The organism is Auritidibacter sp. NML130574, assembly GCF_003185725.2.
In the GTDB taxonomy this organism is placed as follows: domain Bacteria; phylum Actinomycetota; class Actinomycetes; order Actinomycetales; family Micrococcaceae; genus Auritidibacter; species Auritidibacter ignavus.
In genome coordinates this window covers 1,456,218-1,478,463 of sequence record NZ_CP031746.1, presented here as the reverse complement: position 1 = coordinate 1,478,463, position 22,246 = coordinate 1,456,218, and the positions used below count along the sequence as shown (strand labels likewise).

The 22,246-nt window shown below is 58.2% G+C and carries 22 protein-coding genes and 4 pseudogenes; 13 read left to right on the top strand and 13 right to left on the bottom strand.

What is annotated here, in order from left to right; translation table 11 throughout:
• Positions 1–151 precede the first annotated feature (151 nt).
• Positions 152–1,174, top strand: a complete 1,023-nt coding sequence (locus DCC27_RS06745) for a hypothetical protein (RefSeq protein WP_110101445.1) — start codon at positions 152–154, stop codon at positions 1,172–1,174.
• 8 nt (positions 1,175–1,182) lie between these two features.
• Positions 1,183–1,542: a GntR family transcriptional regulator gene (locus tag DCC27_RS06740; protein WP_110098119.1), complete on the top strand. Its 360-nt coding sequence runs from the start codon at positions 1,183–1,185 to the stop codon at positions 1,540–1,542.
• Between the two features lie 538 nt (positions 1,543–2,080).
• Here the strand turns inward: DCC27_RS06740 and DCC27_RS06735 are convergent.
• Together DCC27_RS06735 and DCC27_RS06730 are read right to left on the bottom strand one after the other, a co-directional pair.
• Positions 2,081–2,344 carry a hypothetical protein gene (locus DCC27_RS06735; protein WP_117328638.1) on the bottom strand — a complete coding sequence of 88 codons (264 nt, stop codon included), beginning with the start codon at positions 2,342–2,344 and terminating at the stop codon, positions 2,081–2,083.
• Between the two features lie 188 nt (positions 2,345–2,532).
• A pseudogene (locus tag DCC27_RS06730) lies at positions 2,533–3,778 on the bottom strand (IS256 family transposase).
• Between the two features lie 106 nt (positions 3,779–3,884).
• Here DCC27_RS06730 and DCC27_RS06725 point away from each other — a divergent pair.
• Positions 3,885–4,457 (top strand): annotated as a pseudogene (locus DCC27_RS06725) (IS3 family transposase); the annotation flags it as partial.
• An 18-nt stretch (positions 4,458–4,475) separates the two neighbouring features.
• On the opposite strand, the gene DCC27_RS06720 reads toward DCC27_RS06725, so the two are convergent.
• Both DCC27_RS06720 and DCC27_RS06715 read right to left on the bottom strand, forming a co-directional pair.
• On the bottom strand, positions 4,476–5,357 hold the full coding sequence (locus DCC27_RS06720; protein WP_168186093.1) for an IS3 family transposase: 882 nt from the start codon (positions 5,355–5,357) through the stop codon (positions 4,476–4,478).
• Positions 5,327–5,611, bottom strand: coding sequence for a transposase (locus DCC27_RS06715; RefSeq protein ID WP_110111033.1), 285 nt, complete (start codon positions 5,609–5,611; stop codon positions 5,327–5,329). Before DCC27_RS06715 ends, DCC27_RS06720 begins: the two co-directional genes overlap by 31 nt.
• Before the next feature lie 216 nt (positions 5,612–5,827).
• Here DCC27_RS06715 and DCC27_RS06710 point away from each other — a divergent pair.
• From DCC27_RS06710 to DCC27_RS12470, 6 genes are all read left to right on the top strand, one after another.
• Positions 5,828–6,707, top strand: a protein-coding gene (locus DCC27_RS06710; RefSeq protein WP_210403456.1) for an IS5 family transposase whose coding sequence is annotated in 2 segments (ribosomal slippage) — positions 5,828–6,184 and positions 6,186–6,707 — 879 coding nt in all. Because the reading frame shifts where the segments join, the coding sequence is not laid out codon by codon here.
• 11 nt (positions 6,708–6,718) lie between these two features.
• On the top strand, positions 6,719–7,900 hold the full coding sequence (gene mobF / locus DCC27_RS12490; protein ID WP_371682186.1) for a MobF family relaxase: 1,182 nt from the start codon (positions 6,719–6,721) through the stop codon (positions 7,898–7,900).
• Positions 7,901–8,065: 165 nt separating this feature from the next.
• Positions 8,066–8,890, top strand: coding sequence for an AAA family ATPase (locus tag DCC27_RS12485; RefSeq protein ID WP_246840057.1), 825 nt, complete (start codon positions 8,066–8,068; stop codon positions 8,888–8,890).
• Positions 8,891–9,070: 180 nt separating this feature from the next.
• Positions 9,071–9,268, top strand: coding sequence for a hypothetical protein (locus DCC27_RS12480; protein ID WP_233488011.1), 198 nt, complete (start codon positions 9,071–9,073; stop codon positions 9,266–9,268).
• Positions 9,269–9,277: 9 nt separating this feature from the next.
• Entirely contained in the window at positions 9,278–9,721 is a 444-nt protein-coding gene (locus DCC27_RS12475; protein WP_233488013.1) for a hypothetical protein, read from the top strand.
• 12 nt (positions 9,722–9,733) lie between these two features.
• Entirely contained in the window at positions 9,734–9,940 is a 207-nt protein-coding gene (locus tag DCC27_RS12470) for a hypothetical protein (protein WP_246840056.1), read from the top strand.
• A gap of 131 nt (positions 9,941–10,071) precedes the next feature.
• Here the strand turns inward: DCC27_RS12470 and DCC27_RS06700 are convergent, their stop codons facing one another.
• The 7 genes from DCC27_RS06700 to DCC27_RS12215 form a co-directional block, all read right to left on the bottom strand.
• Positions 10,072–10,809: a MerR family transcriptional regulator gene (locus DCC27_RS06700; protein WP_158278493.1), complete on the bottom strand. Its 738-nt coding sequence runs from the start codon at positions 10,807–10,809 to the stop codon at positions 10,072–10,074.
• Between the two features lie 13 nt (positions 10,810–10,822).
• Complete coding sequence (locus DCC27_RS06695) at positions 10,823–11,611, bottom strand: class I SAM-dependent methyltransferase (protein WP_110101395.1); 789 nt, start codon at positions 11,609–11,611, stop codon at positions 10,823–10,825.
• Between the two features lie 12 nt (positions 11,612–11,623).
• Positions 11,624–12,439, bottom strand: coding sequence for a trans-aconitate 2-methyltransferase (locus DCC27_RS06690; RefSeq protein WP_110101396.1), 816 nt, complete (start codon positions 12,437–12,439; stop codon positions 11,624–11,626).
• Positions 12,439–13,062, bottom strand: a complete 624-nt coding sequence (locus tag DCC27_RS06685; protein WP_168186092.1) for a flavoprotein — start codon at positions 13,060–13,062, stop codon at positions 12,439–12,441. The genes DCC27_RS06690 and DCC27_RS06685 overlap by 1 nt, the downstream gene beginning before the upstream one ends.
• The gene (locus tag DCC27_RS06680) at positions 13,059–13,895 is read right to left on the bottom strand and encodes a hypothetical protein (RefSeq protein WP_148707518.1); all 837 of its coding nucleotides are present in this window, start codon (positions 13,893–13,895) and stop codon (positions 13,059–13,061) included. Before DCC27_RS06680 ends, DCC27_RS06685 begins: the two co-directional genes overlap by 4 nt.
• 906 nt (positions 13,896–14,801) lie before the next feature.
• Positions 14,802–15,722 (bottom strand): aminoglycoside phosphotransferase family protein, encoded by a 921-nt coding sequence (locus tag DCC27_RS06675; RefSeq protein WP_110111030.1) that lies wholly within the window; start codon positions 15,720–15,722, stop codon positions 14,802–14,804.
• A 151-nt stretch (positions 15,723–15,873) separates the two neighbouring features.
• Positions 15,874–16,047 (bottom strand): hypothetical protein, encoded by a 174-nt coding sequence (locus DCC27_RS12215; protein ID WP_158524770.1) that lies wholly within the window; start codon positions 16,045–16,047, stop codon positions 15,874–15,876.
• A 165-nt stretch (positions 16,048–16,212) separates the two neighbouring features.
• On the opposite strand from DCC27_RS12215, the gene DCC27_RS06665 reads away from it, so the two are divergent.
• Both DCC27_RS06665 and DCC27_RS12825 read left to right on the top strand, forming a co-directional pair.
• Complete coding sequence (locus DCC27_RS06665) at positions 16,213–17,490, top strand: transposase family protein (protein ID WP_246840055.1); 1,278 nt, start codon at positions 16,213–16,215, stop codon at positions 17,488–17,490.
• A gap of 328 nt (positions 17,491–17,818) precedes the next feature.
• Positions 17,819–19,081 carry an MFS transporter gene (locus DCC27_RS12825; RefSeq protein WP_110111062.1) on the top strand — a complete coding sequence of 421 codons (1,263 nt, stop codon included), beginning with the start codon at positions 17,819–17,821 and terminating at the stop codon, positions 19,079–19,081.
• Positions 19,082–19,083: 2 nt separating this feature from the next.
• On the opposite strand, the pseudogene DCC27_RS06655 reads toward DCC27_RS12825, so the two are convergent.
• Positions 19,084–20,040: pseudogene (locus DCC27_RS06655) on the bottom strand (IS481 family transposase); the annotation flags it as partial.
• Between the two features lie 97 nt (positions 20,041–20,137).
• Positions 20,138–20,455: pseudogene (locus DCC27_RS06650) on the bottom strand (transposase); the annotation flags it as partial.
• A gap of 657 nt (positions 20,456–21,112) precedes the next feature.
• Between DCC27_RS06650 and DCC27_RS06640 the strand changes: the two are divergent.
• Complete coding sequence (locus tag DCC27_RS06640) at positions 21,113–21,616, top strand: hypothetical protein (protein WP_110111065.1); 504 nt, start codon at positions 21,113–21,115, stop codon at positions 21,614–21,616.
• 170 nt (positions 21,617–21,786) lie between these two features.
• Positions 21,787–22,128 carry a hypothetical protein gene (locus DCC27_RS06635; RefSeq protein ID WP_110101163.1) on the top strand — a complete coding sequence of 114 codons (342 nt, stop codon included), beginning with the start codon at positions 21,787–21,789 and terminating at the stop codon, positions 22,126–22,128.
• Positions 22,129–22,246 lie beyond the last annotated feature (118 nt).

The window sequence follows — 22,246 nt, the reverse complement described above, 5'->3', positions numbered from 1 at the left end:
TTAGGCGATGAACCCGACCTGGACAAGTAGACGATGAGGATTCCTGCTCCATCACTGAGTTACCCGAAGAGAGTGAGAACAGTCAAAGACAACAGAGCTGATCAACTGTTATATTTGAGATATAACAACTAGTTCTTAGAGGAGGTCTGCGGTGAACAGGCAGGGACGGGCCGACGCGAAGCGTCAGACAGTCACCTTTGTGGTGATCAGCATGGTTCTCCCCACGGTGGCAGTAGGGGTTGGCCTGCTGCTCCTGGCGCTCTGGCGACCGGAGCTCCCAGCTCCGGTGGCGATCCATTGGAGTGCCGGGGGAGCGGACTCCTTTGCCGAACTCTGGGTGATGGCAGCTTCCATCCTGGGCTTTGGCCTGTTGCTTCCGGTGCTCATCAGCGTGTTGGTACTTCCCAGTGTGCGGGCCGGCAGGGCCTCCACGTTCATGGCCCGCTTGATGGCTGGAGTCAGTCTCGGGACATCGCTGCTGGTCACAGCCGCGCTGACCGGAGGTCTAGCGATCCAACGTGGCTTGGACGATGCTCGGGAGGCCGGTGCGGTGGGTGGGATAACCGCAATCGCCCTATTGGGTGCCGTCGTGCTTTCGGCCGCTCTGGTCTTCCTGATTCCCGCAAGCCCGCCGCGGCAGCCGTTGACCGAGAAAGCCGCTTCGCTGGGGCTCGGAGAGACTGAAAGTGTGATGTGGGTTCGCCGGATCCAGATGGCCAGTTCTATCCGATGGGTGCTGTACCTCAGTGCAGGCATGGTTGTAGTCACTACGGCGGTGATAGCTCCCGAATCGCCGTTGTGGATCATTCTGCTGATGGGCGTGGCCGTTATTGTCGTTCTTTTCGCAGTCCTCACGGCAACTCGTTTCAGTATGCAGATCGACGCCCAAGGGCTCAGGCTCCGTTCGGTGCCGTTGGGCTGGCCGTCGGTCCATGTGGGCCTGAGCGAGATCACCTCGGTCAGCTCCGGTGAGACAAGCGGGTTTTCAGAGTTCGGCGGATGGGGCCTGCGCATGGCTCCGGGCGCGCGAGGCATCATTCTTCAGGATGGTAACTCGCTGCGTGTGGAGCGTCGCGACAAGCCCGCACTGGTGGTCACCGTCGATGACGCGGATGAGGCTGCCGATGTCCTGGCATCCCTGCTCCAGCGCGAATCCCCAGCCTCGACACACTAGGCGCCGCGATGTTTCTGCGGGTTGACACCTCCTCACCAGTGCCGCTGTATGAGCAGATTGCCACTTCCATCCGGGCAGATATCGCCCAGGGGAGGCTCGCCCCGGGGGATCGTCTGCCCTCTGCCCGGGAGGTTGCCTCCTCCCTGACGGTTAACCTGCATACCGTGCTGAAGGCATACCAGGATCTGCGCGAAGAGGGCCTGCTGGATATGCGGCGGGGTCGCGGAGCGATCGTTGCGGACGTACCGCAGTCCACAGCGGAGCTGACCACCCAGATCGATACGCTCCGGGACACGGTGAATCAGCTGGGCTTGAGTGAAGAGACCCTTATTGCTCTGGTGCGGGAGCGCTTTCGACCTGCGGACTGATCTGTGGTGAAAGCCGCGCGTGACCGACGACGCCGCCGGGCGGAGAGGGTCACCGATTGTTGAGGCGGCGGTGGCCGGCTGGGAGCAGCATCCCGCTGGTCGCAGTGCAGACCGTGGTGCAGGTGGTTCCGCCGAGTGCGGACCTTACATGACCTCATGCCTCTGGCTTTAGCGTCCGGGACAGAAAGCGATAGCGTGGCTTTTATGCCCATGACCTTCGACCAGGCACTCAGTACCTTGCGCGCCGCTCGAAGCGTGAGACTGCGAGGAAAGCCGGCAGCTTGGTCGAATGCCTTGCGGGTGATGTTCTACATCCTGATCGTGATGGTGCTGACGCCCTCTGGTGTCTATCACGTGAACCACCTGCTGGCACCGGAGCTTCGTCCACGTATTTCCCCGCCGATGGGCCCAGTATGGAATAGGCATCACCGCTATATCTATGTACCTGGTGTCGGAGGGCGGAAAGAAGCTGAGGTCATCCGACTGATCAACACAGGACGCGAGATGTTCGGCGCACCCGCCCCAGCGGTCCAGCAGCTCAGGTCTGGCAGTAGAGGCCGAGGTTGACTGAGACGGTCACGACGAGATCCTTGGGCAGACGGTCTAGACCTGAGACGAGATCCTCGGTGCTGATGTGGTGGGCGCTGGGTCCCATCTCCACCAGTGCCCGGGCCTGATCGCGGCTGACCGATGCGGTGTAGGAAATCTGCTCAGAAGCGATCATGGTGAAGTCGCTCAGACTCGCAGCCAGGCGTTCGTTTTTGCGCTGATCGACCTGGACCAGACTTAAGCCTCGATCCACCGATGAAGTAGGTGTCTGTCCGGTGGTTTAACGAGGAAATGCGCCTCTGACCTGGGAAAATAGTGAGTGTCTAGTCCAATGATTCCCACGCAGAAAGGCACACCTCTCAGGTGCTATTCAAGCACGCCCCCGGTCAAGTCCGGTGGTGTGGTGTATGAGGGGTGATCCTTCAAGCGTGTCATTCTGGGTTATGCGGCGAGGGCTTCGATGGTCTGTGGTGGCACCTCCTCGGTGGTGTCGGTGCCGAGCTGTTGGGCGTGTTGGAGGACCTCGAGGTTCATGTATCGGCGGCCTTCGGCCCATTCATCGTGCTGCTCGGCCAGCACGGCGCCGACTAGGCGGATGATGGCCTCGCGGTTAGGGAAGATCCCGACCACATCGGTGCGGCGGCGGATCTCCTTGTTCAGCCGCTCGTTGGGATTATTTGACCAGATCTTGCGCCAGGCCTCTTTGGGGAAGCTAGTGAAGGTCAGGATGTCTTCGCGGGCCCCGGCCAGGTGGTCGGCGACCTTGGGGTGTTTATGGTCCAGGGCCTCGACGACACGGTCGAACTGGGCGTGTACTTCCTGGGCATCGGGCTGGTCATAGATGCTGTGCAGCAGAGTCTTCACCCAGGGCCAGGAGGCCTTGGGGGTAGTGTCCATCAGGTTGGCCGCATAGTGTGTCCGGCACCGCTGCCAGGCTGCACCGGGTAAGGTCGCAGCGATCGCGGCGTTCAACCCAGCGTGGGCATCAGAGGTCACCAGCTTCACTCCACTAAGGCCCCGGGCGGTCAGGTCGCGGACGAAGGACAGCCAGCCGGCCCCGTCCTCGGCGGTGCTGACCTGGATGCCGAGGTTCTCGCGGTGGCCATCGCGGTTGATGCCGGTAGCCACCATCGCGTGCACCGGGACCACACGGCCGGACTCACGGACTGTGAGCACCAGCGCGTCAGCGGCAACGAAGGTGTAGGGCCCAGAGTCTAAGGGTCGGGTGCGGAAGGCCTCGACCTGCTCATCGAGTTCAGAGGCCATCTGCCAGACCTGGGACTTCGACAGGCTCTCGATCCCCAGGGACCCGACGAGCTTATCCATCCGGCGGGTAGAGACCCCCCAGCAAGTAGCAGGTGGCCACCACCGAGGTCAGTGCCCGCTCAGCACGTTTGTGTCGTTCCAGCAGCCACTCGGGGAAGTAGGTCCCCTGCCGCAGCTTGGGTACCGCCACATCCAAAGTGCCGGCCCGAGTGTCGAAGCCCCGGTGCCGGTAGCCGTTGCGCCGGTTCTGCCGGGCATCAGAGCTCTGCCCATATTCAGCGCCGCAGACCGCGTCAGCCTCGGCTGAGAGCAGGGTGTTGATGAACATCTGCAACAAGTCCCGGATCAGGTCAGGACTTGCCTGCAAAAGCTGTTCCTCCAACAGGCCGCGAAGGTCGATACTAGAAGGGATGACGGTCATCGTGAAACGTCCTTTCGAGAGTGCTTTGGTAGGTTCACTCGAAGGATCACACGGTGGCCGTCACTCTGTAATGAATGACGCGCTCACCGGGGAGCCGTACACCACATTAAAGGACGCTACTGAGCTTCGAGCCAAGGTCCGCCAGCGTAGGCCATATGTTTCCTACAGCGGGACGTTCAGCCACATTGCTGAAAACACACTTGACCGCAAGTTCACCCCAACTAAGCCAAACACCGTCTTTGTCAGCGACGTCACCGAGTTCAGGGTCGCAGGCCGCAAGGTCTACCTGTCACCGGTGATGGATCTGTTCGACCGTTCAATCGTTGCCCACACCGTGGCTACATCGCCGTCGACAGCGTTTACCGCCGATTCTTTAACTCAGATGATTAAAACGTGTGCGCCTGAACCTGGGTGGATGATGCACACCGATCAAGGTTTCCAGTACCAGCATTCGTCCTGGCGCAACCTAATTCATGACAACGGTGGTGCTCAGTCGATGTCGCGTAAAGCCAACTGTTACGACAACGCGGTCATGGAGCATTTCTTCGGGCACTTGAAAACCGAGATGTACCACGGAGAAGTCTTCGACACCGTCACAGAGTTCAACCAGGCAATCGACGAGTACATCCAGTGGTACAACACCGAACGCATCCAACAACGACTCAAGGGGGTGGCCTAAGAATTAGGTCCACTTGGTTTAAGCGTTGACCGTGTTTTCTTGTCTCCATTGTTCCGCATACTGCCGCGGGCTGAGGTAGCCCAGTGATGAGTGCGGATGGAAGTCATTGTAGCGCCGTGACCATTGGGCCACGAGTAGGCGGGCATGGTCGAGATTTTCGATACTGTTATCTTCCAAGAGTTCGTCTCGCATCCGGTTATGGAACGACTCAACGAACCCGTTATGCCAGGGCTGGCCTGGCGGGATGAACGCTTGGATCGTCTCATCCTCGGCCGCCCAAGCCTCGAGGGCGTGGGCGATGAACTCAGGCCCGTTATCCATCCGGATCGCCCTAGGGCGTCCTCTGTGCTCCAGACAAGCCACGTCAAGGAGTTCGATCACCGAGCCCGCATCAATCTTTTTATCGACCGCGAAGGCGAGGTGTTCGCGGGTGTATTCATCAATAATGTTGCAGATCTTGATTGTCTTGCCGTGCCATGTTGAATCGAACTGGAAGTCCAGTGCCCACACCTCGTTCGGGTACTGGCCGGACCGAACATCGCGCTGGACGTGTCCATTGAGGCGTTTACGCTTCTTGCGAGGCAACACGCGCAGACCCTCTTCACGCCACATCCTGCGGAAAGTTTCCCGGCATATCCCATACCCCTCAGCCAAGGCGTTCCTCCAGGCACGCCGGTGTCCCCACCGGCGGTGATCACGCGCGAACTCGTGCATCCACTCGCGCAGGTCTGCGTACTTATCAGGTTTGCGTTCACGGGTCCTAGCGCGCCGGTAAGCGCTACGGGAGAGCCCAACAATCTGGCAGGCATATCTTTGGGAGTAGCCCAGCCCGACCAGATGCCAGACGGCATCATGGCGGCGAGCTGGGCTTAGAAGTTTCCCTGCGATAATTCTTTCCACGCAGCCTTCTCCAGCTCTGCCTGACCAAGGAGACGCTTCAAGCGCGTGTTTTCCTCGCGCAATCGCTGGAGCTCTTTCGCCTCGCTCTTCGTCATCGACCCATAGGTAGCCTGCCACCTGTTCAACGTGGCTTCGCTAATCCCCAACGCGGTCAGGATCTGAGCTGTCGTTGATCCCGATTCCTTCAACTCCCGCGCCTCATCGAGCTTACGAACAATCTGCTCGGGAGTATGCTTGCTGAACTTCTTCACCATTCATCCATTCTCCCCACCCACAGGCCGGGCATCAATGGACAACACTCAAGTCACCTGGACCTAAAAACCTAGGGCACTCCATCAAGGGCCTGACCCCGATGCAATATCGAAACCAGACCCTTGAGCCTTTAACCGCCTAGAATTAAACCAGTCCAACTTTCGGGGGCTAGGGCGTGTCTGACAAAGTTTACGGTTGGTTTCTGAAACTCTTGAGTCATGTCTCGATTCCAGCTGCTCACTGATGACCAATGGGCTCTCATCGCTGACTACCTGCCAGCACCAACAGGCAAGCGCGGACGCCCCTTTTCCGATTCCAGGCAGATGATCGAAGGCATCATCTACCGCTACCGCACCGGCATCGCCTGGCGCGACCTGCCCGAGACCTTCGGCAAATGGCAGACCGTGTGGACCTGGCACCGTCGCTTAGCCTCTGACGGCACCTGGGATGCCATCCACCAGGCGCTGACAGACTTTGCGGTGAAGAATGACAAGGTCGACTTCACCGTCTCAGTCGACTCCACGATCGCTCGTGCTCACCAGCACGCAACGAACATCAGCCGCGTAAAAAAGGGACTCGTCGAATTACAAGGATCTGCTGACCGAGTCGCCTGACCACGCCTTCGGCCGCTCTCGTGGTGGCTTGTCGACAAAGACTCATCAGCTCGTCGATGGCCACGGACTGCCGTTAGTCACGATCTGCACTGCCGGCCAGGACGGCGACAGCCCCATGCTCGCTCCTCTACTGGAGAACCTGAAAGTCGGTCGACGCACCCGCCCAGACGCGCTCCTGGGTGACAAAGCCTACTTATCGAAAGCGAATCGCTCATTGCTGCGCTCACGAAAGATCGAGGCAGTCATCTCCGAGCCGATCGATCAGCAAGGCCATCGTCTCCGGCGAGGATCAAGGGGCGGCGGTCCACCGAAGTTCAACGCAATCAAGTACAAGCGCCGCAATGTCATCGAGCGTGGTTACGCCCGTATGAAACAGTGGCGAGGACTGGCCACACGATATGACAAACTCGCCATCATCTACCGGGCCGCTATCGTGCTCAACGGTGTCATCGCCTGGTTACAACATTTATCAGACACGCCCTAGTTCAGCACGGCGTGCACCCGGTGACCGGCGCGAAACTCGGCCACGCCTACCCGACCCTGCGCCCACCGCATGAGCGGATTGCTGACCGGGTTGCCAAGCTCAGCCCGGACATGCCGGCTGCGCAACGTGAGGTCGCGATCCAGGACATCCGCGACGAAGAGATTGCACGCAAGCCTCGTGCAGCGATTGCAGGTTTCGACCTGACCTTCTCGCCACCGAAGTCCCTGGGCAGCCTCTGGGGTGTTGCGGACGCGCCGACGCAAGAACTGCTGGCACAAGCCCATCACGCCGCGATGCGCGATACCGTCGCCTTGCTCGAAGGGCGGGTGGCCTCGACCCGGGTCGGCAAGGGCGGGATCGCGAGGATGCCGATCACCGGGATCATCGCCACCGCCTTCGACCACTACGACTCGAGAGCCGCCGACCCGCAGCTGCACACGCACCTGGTCGTCTCGAACAAGGTCCAAGGCGAGGACGGGAAGTGGCGGAGCCTGGATTCGCGGCGGCTGCACAAGGCCACCGTCGCGCTGTCGGCCAGCTACAACGCCTACCTCATCGACCACACCGCCGACCTGCTCGGCCTGACCTGGGCACCCGTCGACCGAGGTAAGGACCGGAACACCGGCTGGGAGATCACCAGCATCCCGCCTGAGTTGATCGCGGAGTTCTCCCGCCGCACCACCGGCAGCGTCGGTGTGGAGGGTATCGAGCAGGCGAAGAACCGGCTCATCCGTGACTACCGGGACGCCCACGGGCACGCACCCAGCCCGGACACGATCGCTCGGTTGCGCCAGCAAGCCACCTTGGAGGCCCGGCCCGAGAAGGAGTTGCATTCGTTGGCTGAGCTCACCGCGGACTGGCGGGAGCGTGCAACCCAGCTGCTGGGCACCGATGCAACCACCTGGGCACAAGACGTGTTCGCCCGCGCACCGGAAGCACCTCGGTTGCGTGCCGAAGACCTCGGCGCGCAACAGGTCGAGGACCTGGCATCGGTCGTGGTGATGACGGTCGCGGATCGGCGCTCGACCTGGACGCGGTGGAACTTGCACGCCGAAGCCATGCGCCAGCTCAAGTCCACCCGCTTCACCACCCCGGCCGAACGCATCGCAGTGCTGGATCAGATCGTGGCTGTTGCTGAAGCGCAGTCGCTGCGCCTGACGCCCGAGTATGACCGTGCGGTGCCGGGGCACTAGGTCGATCAGAGCGGGAACCGTTTCCAGACTGGCGATCAGGTCGCCTATTCCAGCCAGGAAATTCTCGACGCCGAACACCGCCTCCTGGAGCACTCCGAGGACACATCCGCGCCGCGACTGCCATCTCGGATGGTGGCCCGGCACGTCTCCCGGAAGATCCAGGGCGTGAGGCTGGCCGAGGATCAGGCCGCCGTCACCCGCATCGCTCGTTCTGGGCGGGGCCTGGACCTGCTGGTCGGCCCGGCCGGTGCGGGGAAGACCACCGCGCTGCGCGGCCTGCACCGTGCCTGGACCGCCCGCCACGGGCAGGACTCCGTGATCGGTTTGGCACCCTCGGCGGCGGCGGCCGAAGTTCTCGGCGAATCGCTGGGCGTCCGCGCCGAGAACACCGCCAAATTCCTCTACGAACACGAGAGAGGCCGCTGGGACTTCCAGCCCGGACAGCTGATCCTGCTCGATGAGGCCAGCCTCGCCGGGACGCTCACGTTGGATCGGATCGCCGAGCACGCGAGGCAGGCCGGGGCGAAGCTGGTGCTCGTCGGCGATCCGGCCCAGCTCAGTTCCGTGGAAACCGGCGGGGCGTTCGGGATGCTGGTGCGCCACCGTGCTGCCCCGCCGACGCTGACCGATGCGCGCCGGTTCGTCCACGAGTGGGAGAAAACGGCCAGCCTCGGCCTGCGCCGCGGCAAGACCGCCGTGCTTGAAGACTACGAGAACCACGGCCGGCTCACTGATGGGAGCATCGAGCGGATGCTCGATGCCGCCTACAACGCCTGGCAACATGACCGCGACGAAGGGCTGGCGACGCTGATGATCGCGGGCAACGCCGAGATGGTCGCCGAGCTGAACACCCGCGCCCGCAAAGACCTCATCATCGCCGGGCACGTCGAGCGCGACGGGACCGGACTGCATGACGGCACCACTGCCGGGGTAGGGGACCTGGTGGTGACCAGGCGCAACGACCGACAACTGAGTCTCGGCCGGTCCTAGGTGAAGAACGGCGACCGCCGGGCCGTCACCCGACGGCTCGAGAACGGGGCGCTTGCCGTGCGCCGCCTCGGACCCGGAGACCACCCTGCCGGGGCTGAGCTGATCCTGCCGGCGGAGTACGTTGCCGAGGACGTCGAGCTCGGCTAGGCCACCACCGTCCACCGGGCCCAGGGGGCCAGCGTGGATACCGTGCACGCCCTGGTCGATCCGGAGACCGCGTCCCGGGAGCTGTTCTACGTCGCGATGACCCCCGGCAAGCAGAACAACAGCGCCCATGTGATCCAACCGGACCCGCACGATGTCGAGACCCACCTGGAGCCCCCGGAGCCGCTGACCCGAATCGGGCAGCTGCACCGCGTGCTGGCCCGAGAGGCATAGGTCGAGCGCGTGGCCAGCTACCTCGATGTCGCCCCGTTCCCGGAAGGGATCGCGGACGAGGTGTTCACGAGCCCGCACTACGAACAGCTCGAGGCTGCGGTGATCCGCCACGAGGCCGCCGGGCACGCACCGACCCGGATCCTTGCTCGTCTCGCTCCGCGCTTGCAGTCGTGGACCGAAGAGAAGGACCCCGCGGCGTGGTTGGCCTCTATGATCGACGCGGTCACCACGCAACTGCCACGTCGCAAGACGAGCACACCCGGGCGGGTGGCGGGGCTGATCCCGCGCCCGACCGGCCCCCTGGATGATGACATGCGAGTCGCCCTGCAGGAGCGGGAAGATCTGATCACTACCGCAGCCGCGGCTTCGCTGGATGAGGCGATAGAGTGCGGGGCCGCCTGGGTGGCCAAGCTCGGGAAACCTGGACCGAGGTCCCGTGAGCGCCAGCGGTAGCGTGGCCTCGCAGTGCGCATCGCGTTGTACCGCCGGCGCTATGACATCCACGAGTCCGCGCCCCTCGGTGATTCGGACACCGTGGCCTCCCCGCAACAGGCAGCCGAACGGCGGATCGCCCAGATCGCGCACTCGCGACTGTGTTCTCAGCCCCAGTCGAGCTCGTCCCCTCAACCAGACCGGAAGCCAGCACAACGGGCACTGCGCTCGAGCCTCTAGGGTGGAATTTGTGTCTGTTCGCGGATACTGAAGACCAAGAAAGGCGCTACCGAATGACCGAGGGAAGAGAGCCCCGGGGAGCTGAGAGCTAGTACGCCCACCCAGGCATACACGCTTTCCTGCCAAGCGGCTCATTGCTCACTGGACAGCCTTGACAGCACCTTCTCTAGAACTCCTCGTTGCGTAGCGTTCAGGCCCTCGAAAAAGACATCGACCAGAAGCCTTGAAGACAACGAATCCACCGTAAAAGCATCTTTTCCGTTACTCTCGGTATGGCAAGTTGCCGTTGCCCTAGCTTCGGCGAGAGAGTCTGTAAGTCGATTAATGAACTCCCGCAAACGTTCCTCACTTGTGCTGGCATCAATTAAAGCGAACTCCTGGTTTATCTCAGAATAGTCACTAGGCGGAGAGGCAACAAAATGCGCGAAAATCTCTAGTTGTTCCGATGGGAAAAGCGCGCCGAGAAGTACGCCAAGTCTAAGTCGATTTGGCCCATCCACACCTTGAGCTGCCATAAAAGCATCTGGGCTAACATCCGCAGGGACGCCGCGCGTGCGCGCAAGGCGAATTTCCTCCCGAATCGCTTGCAACTGTGAAATCTGGGACTCCAGCTCAAAATCAAGGCTATCGATGAGCCGTTCTTCCGAACCCTGTTCGCCCCGCATCATATCAGCAACATTTGATAGGGAAAATCCAAGAGCAGAAAGCCGACGAATACGCAAAAGCGCCACCAAATCCGAAGTTGAGTACTCCCTGTACCCGTTAGGTCTCCGCCTCGGCTCCTGCAACAGGCCTATGTCATGATAATGACGAATTGTTCGACGCGTGACTCCAGATAATTTCGCAATCTCGCTCGTGCTCAGGGACATATTCCAACACTCATTAAATGGTTGAAGGTTCGTATCGAAACACCAGGACATTCATAAATGAGGCAGTCTCAATCAACGGCGATCCCAAATAGTCGCCATAAGCGTCTACTAGATTGAATCCGCACGATTCTGCAACCTCCCGAACTTGCTCAGCAGGGTAAAGGGATATTTCTTCGACAAAGGAGGTAACCTCATCTTTAACTATCCAGTGCTGGTTAATCCTGAACAATCTCTCGGTGGGACGACTGAAGAACTGGACAATGCCCGAGGCTTCGTTCGAATCATTCTGTTCAAAGCTCGACACAACTGACGCCTCAGTAAATAGTGAATCCAACGCCACAGGGTTCTGAAAATCGACAATGAAAAGTCCGGCTGAGTCGAGGTGCCTGGCTGCCGTCTTGAAGATTTCCGTGAGTGCGTTGTCCTCCAGGGACATGCCCAGGGTGTTCCCAAGGCATATAACTGCAGAGTACTGTTCGCTCAAGCATACCGACCTGACATCGTCGATTGTGAACGTAACACCAGCAAGTTCCGGTTTGGACCGAGCTTGAGCGATCATCTCCGGAGAAATATCCACTCCATGAAGTCGATACCGAGTCAATACCTTGTCCCGCTGCAAGGAACGGGCAATTCTAGAGAGAACCCGACCCGTGCCTACCCCAAGGTCGAGAATACTTGTTCGCTCTGGTCCAATGGTGCTAAGCAACCATTCGGCCGCCTCGTCGGGAAAGCTATCAGGTGCGGTAACTTCGTCATAGAAGCTGGCCGTGAGCTGACCATTAGAAATTACGTGATCAATCATTGTGTTGGCCTTTCAACTAGCCGGGAAACTATCGACCGAACGCTTAACAGCACTGATCTGTGCAACGGGCGCAGAAAGGCCCGGTTGCAGAGGGGCTGGATTGGATATCTCGAATTGCTCGACATAAAATCCAGCACTCTCCAGCTCGACTCGAATAGTGGCTTCGTTCAGTAGCGCCAGTTGGTGACTTGCTAGAATTCGTGAGGTTGGTGCATCCGCGGCATCGACCTCGGCCAGAAAGTAAGTGGTTTGAACAGCATTTTCCACATCGCGAAATACCCCAGACAAGACGTATCCCCGTTCACCACTCAAAAGCGGTAGCCCTATAACGTCTTCCGAATCAGCCTCAGGAGGCAATGGCATATCAAAAACTAAACGACCGCCTTGCTTCAGATGACTCCATATGTGGTGAAACAAGTGAAACCGTTCCGAGTCGTTCAGAAACATAGCCACGGACATCTGACCGGTTACAACAGAATCGTACTCGGCCGAACCAGGAAAATCGAAAACGTCACCGAGAATTCTTCTGACCCGCGCGCCACTCGTGTTCTTTCCTGCTGTCATATCGGGAGATACCTCAACTGCGGTGCACTCATGCCCGTCTTCAGCAAGACCCTCCGCAATACGACCTGTACCGCTAAAAAGATCGAGAACACGTAACTTCTGCTTCCTGCCGATCGCTTTACGATACCACTGAATATCAGAATCAATGAGAGAAGTGTACTCTGCATAAAAGCGGGCGAAGTAGCCCTTATAGAGGCTAGATCTTACGACTCCCGGGACATACGCAACGATCTCCCGAAAAGGTGAGTGCAGTGGCTTGTTCATTAGGATTCCTTCTGAGTATTTGGGTCAGTTTCCAAGGTCTTGCTCATTAATCGCACCACACTGGAAATATCGGCCGGGCCACCAAACTCGCCGGTACGAGTAGCGGCGGTAACCGCTGCTGATGGTTCATGTACCCAATACCCAGACTCCTTGAGGAGCGAGATGTTCCGAACCATCGAGGGTGCCTTCCAGATCTTTTCGGGTACAGAGGGCACCAAGACAACTGGTGACGGCGACACGGCACATGTCATCAGTGCCATGCTGTCTGTCATCGAGTGCGCCAGCTTGCTTAAGAAGTTGGAAGTAGCAGGAAATACTAGAACGAGATCGGCCCAAGCGGACAAGGCGCGATGCATGACCGCTGGCGACGAGGCGCCTCCGTCCTGAACAGCTACCGAATGACCGGAAATTGCGGCGATAGCGCGCGTGGAGACCAACGCAGTAGCAGAGTGCGTGAGCACAACCCGGATTGACATCTGTGGATACCATGTTCGTAGGACATTAACCCAACTGGGCAAGAAGGTAACTGAGATTGCGCCCGTTCCGACAATAAGCAACTGCCCACGTTGCAAATTGAGTGCAGCAGGGGGTTTAGCATGATTTTGTGGATCAAAGGATGTCATCTTACCCCTTTCCATGGTAATCCTACTTCAGCTGGGTTCTTAGCTACCTTCACAATTGCTGGCCAGAAGATATCAACGGTCTCAGGTGGAGCCATTGGTGCTGATAGACGTCTTTGGACATGGGCCGAGAAGGCCAGCAGGGTGGAATAAAGCAGAAGGTTAGGGTATTTCGGCGAGGAATGTGCGACGGAAACCGCCAGCTTGATCGCCATCTTTGCTTTGAATTCGCTCTTGGCTTGAATGAGTGAAGAAACCCAAATAAGTTCTTCAATCAGTCTTCCAGCGGTTGCAGCTTTTGGGGCTGCATCGCCGAGCGGTGCAAGCACCATTCCTCGACCTGTTGGATCAAGAATGACTCGGCCGAGTCCGATCGGCACCCCCGGCTTTATCGGATATTTCTCACCAGATTTTCCGACGTTTGACGGTTCACTGACAGTATCAATCGTTTCCAGGACTTGCTGTGAAAGTCGAGTGAGCTTCTCCTGCTCGTCTTTGCTCGTGTCAACGTACTGCCGCGTTCGCCCTATTTGGTCAGAGCTCCATGCAGCCTCCCCAGAAGCGGAGATTGTGGCGAGACAACGTAAGGCGTTCTCATAACAAGCCCAATGTGCTTCGTCATACTCACTCTCGTTGAGAAGGTCATCAATGAGCGCATGGTCTGCGGGCACGTCTTCATAGATCACAGTCCCCGTAGGAGTCTTTGGGCGAATCGAGTCAAGCCCTAACTGCGGTACTGATTCACCATACCTGAACTGCTCCGCGGACAGCTCCCAGGTCCATGCTGATTCGCTTTGTTGGCTAATTCGTCTTGTGCCGATCTTCTCTGTGCTCAAAAGAGGGCCTCATTCCAATTATCGATTCCGATTGCTGTCGCGGATTCTTGGAGGATTGCACAAAGTTCCGGGTGGCGCCAAGTGGGATAGGACTCGACTAAGTACTCACCGGCTTGCCTAGCCACGGTCACTCCAAAACTTGATGTCACCCCAGCTCGATTCAGACCGTATGGGATTCCGTACGGGCCAATAAGTGCGAATCCAGGACCGTTAAGTTCGATGGACTGGGTTGATGGTGCTGCTTGCTGGAGTGCTTCAAATATTTTACAAGCATCGCCAGTTGAGCAATAAAGTACAGTTTTATCTGGACGTTGTGTCGCGAAATTGGCGAACTTTATCATCCACCGGCTGACCGCTTGGTCCAGCTTATCTATTAGATTCTCTGCGCTGTGGCTACTATTGACCCACGGAATGTACATTCGCAGATCTGGAGACAATGGATTGCCATCGAGGCCAGTTATACTATCCCAGCCACTCAAGAATCCTTTACGCACTCTTGGTACGCTTAATGCATCAGGCCCGACAATCCACTCGCTACGCTGCTCGGCAGCGATGAGAAGCTCGACACCACTCAAAGCAGATGTCGCGACGGTAGCGCCCTCGGCGGATGGTCGCAGACTCCAGCCTAGACTAGTTCGGCGTGCATTCCTCAGTGCTGTTGATGCCACCACGGGGCTAGCCACTTCGGCGCCTTGCGCCACTGAGCTTCCTGTCCTCTTTAAGTGGACGTCCTCGTAAAGCCAGCGACTCACCGTCCTCGCTGCGACACTCGAAGTGGCTGAAACAGACTCACCGTTGAGGCACCTCCTAAGTTCCTTGCCATCGACAAATAGAGAGTTAAGACATTCTTCGGCCCAACGCGCCGCGGCCGTATACTCAGTTTCAAGCAGTGCAGACCTAGTGCCCTTACTTAGCATCCCGCATCAACCCTTTGCTTATAGCAGTGGCATTGGCGGTCATGTTTATTGTCATGCGTAACAAAACCGTCGCCAACGCAGTCTGTGGAACCGATGCAGCGGCCACCACTTGTGACCGCGCAAGAAGTTTCAAGGCTACGACACGCACGAGAAGCACCGCCTCGTCGGTGTCGGAGGCAAACCCGTATGCGCCTAGGAGGTGGGCAGTGAACTCTTTAAATTCCCCCATAAGGCCAGCTGGCACGCTGGTACGTACAGTACCTCTCGCGGTTTGTGCCCGCACACGCGATGCAAGGAACGATGCCATTAGTGAGCTGATATCATGCAGATTCGGTCCCGCGCCCGCCAGCTCCCAATCGATAAACACCGCATCGTGCTCAGTGGTAAGTACGTTGTCTATCGAGAGATCGCCATGAATGAACACTGACTCCATCTCCTGGAGTTGTGTGATCGTTCTCTTTAACGTTTCGTGCACCTGTTTTGGAAGTTGCTTTAGCGTCCATAGCGCGCCGTCAGTGATGTGCATGAAGAGGTGAGCCGGAATAGGATACAGAATGGGTGATTCTGGCTCCGCGCCGAAATCTATTGACGCTCGGTGTAGGATGGCTAGCTTCTTCCCGATGAGGGAAACTTGACCTCGCCAGTCCGTGGGAAGATCCCGATCAAAAAAATCCTTGATCGGGGAGGAATATCCGTGAGGGGTCTCCATGGTAATCTGATTGTCGAGGATACGTGTGCTTGGCAATGCGACCGGGTTTCCTGCTTCATCCCGAATCTCTGCAGCCGCTTGCATAGCTTGGAACTCCCGGTTAAGAAGTCGCTGTTCCTTGTCGAAGCCTCGCGCTGTTTTTACGTACCTCTTGAACTCCTTTTCATCGGATACTGTGACCCGAGACCCCATACGCTCCATCGCGTCCACCTTTTCCGTCGATCGATTTCACAACGATCAATAATGCTTGCAGAACTACTAGTGCTGGGCCAGGACCCCGGACACAGATTGGGCCCTACCCGATCGCAATAGGCGACTGCTTCGGTAGGGCCCAATCAGGGTTTCCCGCCTTTTAGCACATGATCAGAGCGGTACCGATCGTTGCGCAGACGGGGGTGGTTGCAACCATCTCAGGGTCCGTGGCGAACGCTTCCTCGCGCTCAGCCTGCTCCATCAGGTCGATGGTGTCCTGAAAGTCGCCGAAGACTGCTTCCGCCATCATGGTGTTCTCGGTCTGCATGGACATGCTCTCTTCCTTGAGTCGTGCCCTCCGCCCGTTGCGGTAGGGCGTGTATGCAAAGCTATCCGCTTGCGGCCCCTGAGTCAAGAGCACGACGTACCTTATTCATATTGAGCGCGTAGCTCAGGTCGTGCCTCACGTATCGTGAGCGCGAAGCCATAGTGTGAACGCATGGATAAGGACATTGTCTCGATGAGTGCTCGGATTGAAGTCACCAAGCAATTACGTAGGGATTATCGCACGGGGTCCAAGGCGGAGAAGTCAGCGATTTTAGATCAGTTTTGTGCTTCCACTGGGTTGGGCCGGTCCACGGCCAGGCGGTATCTGACGTCGCAGACCATCGGGGTCAAAAACGTGGTGCGCATTGACCGTCGAAAGCATAAACCCACGAAGTATTCGGCGAATGCGAAAAAGCAGTTGATCCGGGTGTGGCGGTTGATGGGCATGCCCTCGGGCAAATACATGAAACCGGTGATGGAAGACTGGTTAGACGCGTTAGAAGCCCACGATGAGTTGGCGTTTGGCCGCTCCGGGTATAACCCCACGGTGCGTGCCCAGCTGGTGGCCATGAGTGCCGCCACGATTGACCGGTATCTCAAGGCCGAACGCGACCGGTTACGCCTCAAAGGCATCGCTACGACCAAGCCTGGGGCCTTGTTGCGCAACTCGATTACGGTGCGACAAGCCGGCGATGAGGTCGAAGACGAACCAGGGTTTTTCGAAACCGACACGGTGGCCCATTGCGGGCCAACCCTGCAAGGCGAATTCGCCCGCACCCTAACCATGACTGATGTGCGCACCGGGTGGGTGCACCTAGAAGTGCTCCGTCATAACGCCCAAGTGCACATCCTGGCAGGATTGGACCGGGCCGCAGCCGCCATCCCCTATGGGATCGCGGGCTTAGATTGTGACAACGGGTCAGAGTTCATCAACCACGAAGTCATGCACTGGGCTGCTGACCGGTTGATCTTTTTCACCCGGGGCCGGCCGTATCAAAAAAATGATCAAGCCACCGTGGAATCCAAAAACAACCACGCCGTGCGAAAATTTGGGTTTCACTACCGGTACGACACCGCAGATGAACGCGCCATCCTGGCGGCCCTATGGCAGGTGGTGGGTTTGAAACTCAACTACTTCACCGCCACCAAAAAACCCACCGGCTGGACCCAAGACGCCAGCGGGCGGCGCAAACGCCTCTATGACAAACCCAAGACTCCCTACCACCGGCTGCTGGATGCCGGGATCCTCAACGCCCAGCAGAAACAAGAGCTTCAGAAGTACCGGGCAGGTCTGGATCCGGTCGGCATGGCTGCCGAGATCGATCAGATCCAGCAACGGTTGATCAAGCTCGCTGCGGGCAAGACTGCAAGGCTTGAACGCCAGATCGAGAAGGCTCAGGCCCTACCGGATCCCGCGGGCATCAAGGTCCACCACACCCGGGCCGGCTGAGACCCCGGTTAGCGGGGGAAATATGTGCGAGGCACGGCCTGCAATTCCCGGGGATCTTGACATGAGGCACTCCGGGGCATCTAGGCCACGAGTTACGGACGGCCGTGTGCGCGAAGCGCACGTCGGCCGCGTGACATGCACGTGTCCACTGAGAAGAAGGGGCTCGCGCTATCGCGCGTGTTGGCCTCGGCAGTGCTGCCTGGCGAAGCGTGAAACGTAGCTTGACCTCGACCGACGCCGACTACAGACTCCATTGCCGCCGAGCTCATGATCAGTCTCTCGCTCCGAGTGTTGACCTGGCCGCGACGGCATAGTTTTTCATAGTGCCATGAACAGAAGCACATGGGCATACTTCGGCTCCTATAGCTTGTCCCTCCTGGGCAACGGCATCGCATCAATCGTCCTGCCTCTTTTGGTGCTCGCGCGAACCGGTGACATCCTCGCCGCCGGAATCGTGGCGAGCGTTACATCTGCAGTGAGCGCGGTGATTGGACTATTCGCCGGCGTGTTAATCGATCGCATCAATCGTCGAACGATCTCGATCATCAGTGATGTTATTTCTGCCAGTGCGGTTGTAGCGCTTCCGATTGTTGACGCAACCGTAGGACTAAATTTAGCTTGGTTCATCGGCTTGGCAGTGTTAGGAGCTTTTGGGGATGCGCCTGGAATGACTGCCAGAGAGGCACTTTTGCCGAAATTGGCTAAGTTGAATAATGAACGCCCAGACACACTTGATCGTCTTGTTGGAACACGCGAGGCTCTTTCTGGTGCGCTCATGTTGGCTGGTCCGGGTCTAGGTGGGTTACTGATTGCCGTTTTCGGCGTTGGATCCACGACTTTATTTGTAACTGCGGCTACGACCCTAACCGCTGCAGTTGCCTCATATGGAATCCAACATAGAGCAGGAGACCCTGACCCTCTGGAATGCGCGGACAAGCATCAGTACCGCTCTCCGATGGTTGCAGTTCTGTCTGAACTCGGTGTGGCTCTACGGTTCTTGTTCTCTCAGCGCCTTATTCTTGGCGCCACCGTGCTTACCGCTTTGTTTGTTGCCACCTCCGCTGCGCTGCAGACGAGCTTGCTACCTGCATTCTTCGCGGCTGAAGATCTTCCCGGGCTCACGGGGCTGGTCGTCGCATGCCTATCCGCCGGAAGCCTGGTCGGGGCCGGTATATACGCTGTGACTGTAGGAAAGATATCGCGACGGACCTGGTTTGTTGTCGGGATGATTGGGACTTTGGTGGGATACATCGGCCTAGGAGTAATGGCAACTCCTTGGCTCGTAATTACCGCCGCTGTGGTTATAGGCCTTGCTGGCGCGCCCGTTTCGGCCGTGATTGGAGTAGCGACAATTGAGGCTACGCCGGACCAAATGCGAGGTAGAGTGCTAAGCGCTCAGAATACTATTATGCTCGCGGCGCCAGCTGTATCGTCTGCCCCAATAGCTGCTGTCGCGAGCAACTGGGGGCTACCGGCGGCAGGGCTTTCTCTGGCAACTGTAATTGGTATCGTAGTTGCGGTTAGCATCGTAACGCCTGCGTTTAAGAACCTCGACAGTGTTCTGCCGAGCACCGACGCAGACGAGATGTAATTCCCCGCGAGGTTGTGAACGCGTTCAGCTGGGGTGAGACCGCCGATGCCGGTGTGGGGTCGGTGATGATTGTAGTAGTGCAACCAGTCGGGGTAGGTTGCGGCGTGGGCTTGGTCACGGTAATAGGTTTGGGCATAGGCCCATTCCTGGGCCAGGGTGCGGTTGAAGCGTTCGACTTTGCCATTGGTTTGGGGTCGGTAGGGTTTGGTGAAGCGATGCTTGACGGTGTCCCCAAGGTTGGCCTTGAACAGGCGTGAGCGGTAACAGGCGCCATGATCAGTCATCACGGCCTGCACGGTGATCCCAGCATCGGCGAAGAATGCTTGGGCGCGTTGCCAGAACCCTGCGGCGGTCTCTTTGCGCTCATCGGACAGGATCTCAGAATAGGCCAGTCGCGAGTGATCATCCACGGCGTGGTGTAAGAACGCATAGCCGCGGCCCGTGTTGCCGTACCCGTTGTTTTTGCGGCCTGCGACCCCGAGTTTCCGATGGCCACCGCCGTCAGGGATTCGGCCCAGTTTCTTGATATCCACGTGCACGAGCTGCCCGGGAGCCGATTTTTCATAACGGATGGGGGCTGGTGTGCGCACCGGCAGCCCGGTGGCCTGATCCACGTGCGCTAACCGGGGCATCCGGTATCGGGCCAGCACCCGGCCCACCGTGGAGCGGGCGATACCCAGGTGATAACTGATCCGATGCGGGCCCCACCGGCGGGTGAACCGCAACGCAATGATGCGCCGCTCCTTGCGAACAGACAACCGATGGGGTGACCGATGCGGCCGCGAGGATCGATCCGTCAGCGGCTCCCCGGCCCGATAGCGAGCGGCCCACTTCGAGGCCGTGGCAGGTGAGACTTGCAAGCGTTCGGCCGCTCGACGAATCGTCCAGCCGTGCTCAACAATCAACACAGCAAGGCGACGACGGCCTTCAGGAGTCAACGGTGCATTAGGGTGGAACATGAAGACCTCCGGTTTTCAGACGCAGGTTGTGCTAACCCCATCTGTACCGGAGGTCTTCTTCCTACCGCGAGTGTTCACAACCTCCCGGGGAACTACACCTAGGCACCGTCAGCTCGATATCGCCGACCTCGCTGGCGACCGTCTTGGAATACGAGCCATTACGGGCATTGACCGGCCGGTCCGTGACGGCTTTAGCCTCCCGGTCACCAGGCCCGTAACCCAGATGCGAGGTCATCTCAGCCTGCAGACCCCGTTCGAGTGCTTCCTTGATCAGTTCAGGAATCACTCCACCGTTGCCGGTCAGCTCGATCTCACCGGCGTCGATCCGAGCGAAAAGCTCGTCCAAGGCGCCACTGGCCTTCAACTGCGCAACAACATCAGCCCCACCAGGCTGATCAACACGATCATCTGTCATGGTCATCATCATGTCCTCTCATCGATAACTCTGTACACAAACAATCTGACACCCTCGTCTTTGCCACAGTTCTCAACATAAAACGTTGTTCGAAATCCTCGAACTCCTATGGCGGGTCACCAAGCGGAGAAGTTCTCGGTGACCTGCCTTTGACTAACACTGTCTTTCTCCCAACGCGATCGAAGAGATCGCAGAGGAAGAAACACAGCACCACAGGCGCGCTCCATGCTATGCGTGAGCGGGGCGAGATGGTGGACTGTTCAGGAACGTATCATTGAATGATTTTGCCGCATGTCAAAGCCAGGATCCTCTCTTAGGTGAAGGGTAATCCGCTAATGACACAGCGAGAAAAGGTCTTTTCCAAGCGCGACGAAACGAATAAACTATGGTAAGACCAGAGTTTCACAATGTATTTGGAAGGTAGAACGCATCATGTCGTGGCAAAATAATCCTGGCCCGCAGGGTTCCGATCAGCAGGGTCCCCAACCAAATCCAGGTCAGGGCCAACCTTCTGGCTCAGGACAGTGGCAACAGCCTCAACAACCGGGACCATATCAGCAACCGCAACAGCCAGGTTTCCCGCAGGCAGGCCCTGCCGGTCAACGTTTTGGTGCTTCTGGAAGTGCACCCGGTGGTTTTCCGGGTGCAGTGACAAAGATGGAAGAACCTCAGGCATCCAAGATCGCCAAACTATTAGTGTTGGCCTCGGCCGCGGTGATGGTGGTGCATGCCATTTTGCAGATGGTCATCCTGGACGTGCGCGGAATCGTGACTAGCAGTTTTGTTGAAATTGACACCACCGGTACTGGTGTAACAGAGCAAGAGGTCATTGACGGTGCAACGGGTGCCGTTTCCGCATTGGCCTACGGAGTAGCGGCTTTCGTGTTGCTCATCAGCCTCGGTTTGTATGCTCTTGTGTATTTCGGCATGCGCGCCAATAAGAACTGGGCCAGAATCCTCGGTATTATCTTCGCGATTTTGGGAGGTCTGTCCTACCTGGGGACGCTGTTGACAAGCTTTGGCCGCGTCGACACGGCCGGGATGATTATCGACCTGCTTGCAGGTCTGTTAGGTACGGCGATTGCGGTGTACTTCCTCGTGCTCGTGTTCCGCAAAGACGTCGCGGACTGGTACCGTGTCCAGTCTTTGCCAAAGTTCTAATCAATACCAGCTCCTCGGGTTCTTGGAGCTGACGTGTGGGCCATGAAGCGATATTTGGCTTGATGGCCCACCGTTTTAACCTGGAACTTGACGTTTGTTGGCACCTGCCGGCAGAAGCCGTGAGTCAGTAGAATAGTGGTCGCAGAGTTTTTCGCGTGAAAGGCCCTACTGTGAGCGACTTCCTGCCAGACAAGCACCCCTACACGACATGGATGCGACGTTACACCTTGGTGCCTGAACTCGCCGAAGAGTTCATCCAATTTTTGATTCACGAGGTCTTCCCAGCTCGCCGTGAATTTGGTTTCGAGCCATTACATGTATGGGTTGACGCCGATCGATCGCAGGTAACCTGGCTTGTTGGTGCAGCGTTGGATTCTCAAGATTTCGCCAGGCTGGAGGAGAACTGGGAAAACTCGGAGATCCGGGCCGATGTTTTTGACGGCAAACCCGCATACGTTGTAGCCAAAGACCTCCGTGAGGTTCAATCGGTGCCCATTGGCCCAGAGATCTAGTTAGTCCTCCTGTGGCGTCCGTGCCTGGGCGCGTGCCCGTTTTGAAGCCAAGCTCCTCACCAGCTCGGTTGCTGTGGCCATTGCGGCCATCCCTGCCATGACCCGGCGGGGTTTAGAC